Below are 5,338 nucleotides of genomic sequence, written 5' to 3'. Positions count from 1 at the left end.
AAAAAACGTAGGTCCGTCAAAGGCAAAAGAATAAAGGATTAAAGTAACAATAATTCCGGCTGACCCCGGGCCAACTATTAATATAAGAATTAATGCAAAAAGGATTACATCCCACAATTAAGTTTATGATGAGATGTTCATGTATACTTTTAATTGCACAACTTACTTTTATTGGAGTGCTTTTCGCCGGAAATGCCCGGGGCCAGCATCTGGACAAAGTGATCGCTGTTAAGCTGGATCATGCCAGCGTAAAGGAGAGCCTGCTCGCTATCCAGGCAAAGAGCGGTATCAGGTTCGTGCTACCGGAAAAGCTGATGACAGGACTGAAACAACAGATCAGCATTGATTCCGATGAATCAACAGTAAAGAACCTGATCGAAAAAGTGTTGGAATCAACGAACCTCGACTATAAAATAGTGGAAGGATATGTTGTAATTGACGCTAAACCTGTTCCACAGGAACCGGGTAAATTATCCGGACGCGTGATAGACGAGAAAGGCGCTCCCTTGCCAGGCGCAACACTCCGGATACCGGAAACCGGCCAGGTGGCACAAAGCGATGCAAATGGTAATTATACCTTGAAACTTCAGCCAGGCACTTATACTGTTGAAGTATCCTATATTTCTTTCAGATCCCGGAAATCAACGAACACGGTTATTAAAGAAGGTAAAACCACAACGCTTGATTTCACTATGGAGCTGGCGGATAACAAACTCTCAGAAGTAGTAGTTAGCTATGGAAAACAGAAAAGCCGTGAGATAACCGGTTCTATTGCTACTGTAGACGCATCGGGAATGCAGGATATGCCGGTAACACAGTTTGCCCAGCAGCTGCAGGGAAAAGTAGCAGGTGTTCAGGTATCTCAAACCAGCGGCCAGCCGGGGCGTGGTATGGGATTTATTATCCGTGGCGCCGCCTCTTTTTATTCCAGTAACCAACCGCTTTTTGTAATTGATGGTAACCCCATCACAGGAAGTATCAATAACATTAACCCTGCAGAAATAGAAAGCTATAGTTTTCTTAAAGATGCATCCGCTACCGCCTTATACGGATCAAGAGCTGCAAACGGCGTAGTGCTTATTACTACCAAACATGCAAAACCAGGAGATGCAAAAATTGAATTTTCCAGTTACTACGGTTTACAAAAGATCCCTACAGGTAAACTGCCGCGAATGATGAATGCCAGGGAGTTTGCCACATTTATGAAAGAACGTGCGGAAGACGGACTTAAATATGAACCCGGCTATTCAGTTTCTGCAGACTATCATGCAGCCTATGATAACCCCGAACAGTATGGAGAAGGAACCAACTGGTTTAAACTGCTAACCAGAACAGCCCCTATTCAAAGCTATGACCTCACCGTGCAGTCGGCCCGCGAACATTCTTCTTCTACGGTAGTTGCCGGCTACCAGGAACAACAGGGTGTGTTAATTAACACCGGAACGAAGCTGTACTCAATGCGCTTTAACCAGGACTTTACCACTGCAAACAATAAACTCAAAGTAGGTTTTAACCTGGCGCCGAGCTACAGGATGGATCATAATAACAGGTTGAATAGCGATGGTGTAGGAGGATACTTTGAAAGATTCTTCGAAGCCAGTCCGCTGGTAAGTCCTTACAACCCGGATGGAACGTATGTCCGCAACGTTGCATCTCCGGGCATGGTGGCTTATATCAACCCGCTGGCTACTTATGAACTAACCAACGACGACTATAAAACCACCCGTATACTCGGTAACATTTACCTGAACTACGAATTTCTGCCAGGCTTAAGCGTTAAGGCAAACCTCGCAGCAGACAAGGGCGCCGAAACCCGTAAATATTTCCAGTCGGGCCTGGTTACAGGCACACAGGGACAAACCATAGGCGCCAGTTCAGCTGTTGATAACGGTTCCTGGACGGCGGAAGGAAACCTGGTATACAATAAAACCTTCTCAAAAGATCATAACATAGAAGCATTGGTGGGCTACTCCGCCCAGGAGTTCAGCACTTACAGCAACACACTCACCGGCCTTGGTTTTACCAGTGATGATATTGAATACCTCAGTGCCGCTACCAGTGTTACAGGAGGCAGTGGTGCAGGATCTTATTCATTGTTATCTACCATAGGACGACTGAACTATAATTATAAAGGAAGATATCTTTTGTCGGCTGCGCTCAGACGCGACGGTTCTTCAAAATTCGGAATGAATACGCAGTGGGGTAGCTTCCCGTCGGTGTCTGCAGGCTGGATCATCAGCGACGAATCATTTATGAAGAACATAAAACCTGTTAGCTTCCTGAAGCTCCGCTCCAGCTACGGGATTACAGGTAATAACTTTTTTGCCGGTAACTATGATCCGCAGGCCACTATAGGCACTTATTACTACAACTTTAATAACACAGTTACCCAGGGACAAACTATCAACCGACTTCCCAATAAAGACCTGAGATGGGAACGTAACAAGCAGTTTGATATTGGCCTGGAGCTTGGCTTGTTCGACAACCGCCTTAGCTTTACTTACGACTACTACCATAAGCTAACCGACGGGCTTATTCAACAGCGGTCCATACCTACTTCATCCGGGTTTAGCCAGATCATTTACAATGTGGGCGAACTTAAAATGTGGGGACATGAATTTTCTGTAAGCTCAAAAAACCTGACAGGTGCACTGCAATGGAACACTAACCTGGCATTGTCTTTCGACCGAAACCTGATCACCAATCTCGTAGACCCCGGTTATATCAGGAGAAACGTAACAGTGAGTTCAGATTATTACCGGCAGCAGGTGGGGCATCATCTTGGTGAGTTCTATGGTTTTGTTTTTGAAGGATTATATAAAGATGCTGCCGACCTGGCCAACTCTCCCAAGTATTTAAGTACCACCGCCAAGCCCAATGGCAACTCCGATATCGGAACAATTAAGGTGAAAGATATCAATGGCGACGGCGTAATTGACGATGTGAACGACCGTACTTTTATTGGCGATCCTACGCCAACATTTACCGGTGGTATCGTCAATAACTTTAGGTATAAGAACTTTGACCTGACAATCGACATGACTTTCTCTGTTGGTGGTAAAATCCTCAATGCTGCTAAATGGGCTTATCAAACCAATATGGATGGCTCAAGGGTGCCATTGGCAGCAGCAGCCGACCGCTGGCGCTCAGAAGAGAATCCCGGTTCAGGTATTTATCCGCGTACCAAATCCGGTACCACAGCAATGGGACGGCAGGTAAACAGTCAGTGGATAGAAGACGGCTCTTACCTGACTGCCAAAAATATAACATTAGGTTATACCGTGCCATTAAGAAACGCCATGATAAAGAACCTGAGGGTTTTTGCTTCCATTCAGCAAGCCTTTGTACTTACAGGATATTCAGGTATGAACCCGGAGATAAATGTGGGCGGAGCTGATCCAACATCAGGTGTTGGAGTAGACGAAAATGCTTACCCTATACCAAGAACATTTTCTTTCGGTTTTTCTACCACATTTAAATAATTATCTAACGCTGACGAAATATGAAAAAGATATATCTGGTTATCGCCCTCTTATGTGCAGCAACAACTTCGTGTACCAAGGATTTTATTGAACGGTCGCCGGAAGATGCTTACACAGATGGCGTATTCTATAAAACAGAGCAGCAATTCAGGGCAGCTGTGATAGCTGCCTATGCGCCACTCAGGGATGTGCTGGTGAATGATTATTTCACTTCAGAAATGCATTCCGATAACACTATTTATCAGGCCATACCGGGTAACAGGGGTACTTCTATCGTAGAACGTGAAAATATTTCAGATTTTACGAACACTTCTACCAATGCTTACGTTGCGGCAACCTGGCAACACAGCTATACAGGCATCTCCCGGTGTAATATCATCATTGAAAGATTAAAAAGCAGTGATCTTAGCGATGATGTAAAAGCCAATCTTGATGGACAGGCCAAATTTTTAAGGGCACTGAACTATTTTAAACTGGTACGCTTATACGGCGGCGTTCCCCTCTTCATAAAAGAAGTAACCACTGCAGAAGAAGCATTTAAAGCCCGGGCCACAGAAGAAGAAGTATATGCGCAGATTGTTGCCGATGCACAGGACGCCATCGCCGAACTGGCGCCGCCTGCAAAGTTTCCTCAAACCGGAGAGGCCACAAAAGGGGCTGCTACTATTTTACTGGCTGAAGTATATGCCTTGCAGAAGAAATGGGCAGAGGCAGAAAAGCTGTTGAACAGCATGCTCTCCATGGGATATGATCTCAACGCAGATTATGCGGATGCATTTATGCCGTCGAATAAAAATGGTAAAGAATCGGTTTTTGAGATCCAGTTCCTGGGCGGTACTTTAACAGGCGCCACTCCCAATGTGCTTTCTTTTCATTTTTTACCAAGAAGTAAAAACACTAAAGTGCTGACAGGTATTTCAATCGACAATACCAGCACAGGTGGATGGAATACGCCCAGCGATGACCTGATCAAAGACTTTGAAGCCGGCGACAAACGCCTGGATGCCTCCATTGGCGTTGCGGAAGGCGCTTATGATGCCAGTCAGTATTTTAATTATTCAGCTGCAAAAAGTATTATCAACTACGTGCCTGCTGCGGGGAAAATTGGTGTTCCATACATCAAAAAATACCTGCACGCCCCGCTTGAAGCGCCTACCGGCTCCGGCGACGATTTTCCTGTATACCGGTTTTCAGATGCTCTGCTGCTACTTGCAGAGGTTTTAAATGAACAGGGCAAATCTTCAGATGCACTCACTCCACTGAACAGGGTAAGAAGAAGGGCAGGCCTGGCCGACTACACCAACGCCAATCAGGGGCAATTGCGTGACGCGATTTTTCACGAACGCCGAGTGGAACTGGCATTTGAAAACCATCGCTGGACCGATCTGCTCAGAAGCGGAAAAGCCTTAACAGTGATCCCCGCTTTTGGTGTAAAGATCAGGGAGCAACTTCCTTATCTATCTTCAGATGCTTATGCTATTGACAAACATCAGCTGTTATTTCCAATCCCGCAAAATGAGGTTGGGTTAAATCCGAAGATCATCCAGAACCCGGGTTATTTTTAGCAGTTTTCAAACAAATATGTGATAATGATGAAACGATTTAAAACGGTTTTAAACAGGAGCCTGGGTGTATTGTTACTGCTGGCCGGAAGTGGCCACAGTATTGCCGGTGAGCAGGTACAAAAAGAGGAAGACGGTTTTTCAATTGTTGTACTTCCTGATACCCAGTATTATACTTCTGAGAAAAATGGCGGAAAGAAGGAAATGTTTACTGCACAAACGGAATGGGTGGTAAAGAATGCGGTAAAGGAGAACATTAAGTATGTGATTCACCTGGGAGATATATCTGACGAT

The 5,338-nt window shown here is 45.1% G+C and carries 3 protein-coding genes; all 3 read left to right on the top strand.

Going from position 1 to position 5,338, the window contains the following annotated elements; translation table 11 throughout:
• Window positions 1-125 precede the first annotated feature (125 nt).
• Window positions 126-3,482 (top strand): TonB-dependent receptor, encoded by a 3,357-nt coding sequence (locus tag VN105_RS25545; protein WP_325645581.1) that lies wholly within the window; start codon window positions 126-128, stop codon window positions 3,480-3,482.
• Between the two features lie 20 nt (window positions 3,483-3,502).
• Window positions 3,503-5,047 (top strand): RagB/SusD family nutrient uptake outer membrane protein, encoded by a 1,545-nt coding sequence (locus VN105_RS25540; protein ID WP_325645580.1) that lies wholly within the window; start codon window positions 3,503-3,505, stop codon window positions 5,045-5,047.
• Window positions 5,048-5,074: 27 nt separating this feature from the next.
• Window positions 5,075-5,338, top strand: a 264-nt coding sequence (locus VN105_RS25535) for a hypothetical protein (RefSeq protein ID WP_325645579.1), incomplete at its 3' end; no start/stop codon positions are given.

Source organism: Chitinophaga sp. (assembly GCF_035564935.1).
Lineage (GTDB): Bacteria > Bacteroidota > Bacteroidia > Chitinophagales > Chitinophagaceae > Chitinophaga.
This window is presented reverse-complemented; position numbering and strand designations above follow the sequence as displayed.

Bases quoted from the DNA above. Each gene is read 5' to 3' on its own strand.
- VN105_RS25545 (WP_325645581.1), top strand. From the start codon at position 126: ATGATGAGATGTTCATGTATACTTTTAATTGCACAACTTACTTTTATT.
- VN105_RS25540 (WP_325645580.1), top strand. From the start codon at position 3,503: ATGAAAAAGATATATCTGGTTATCGCCCTCTTATGTGCAGCAACAACT.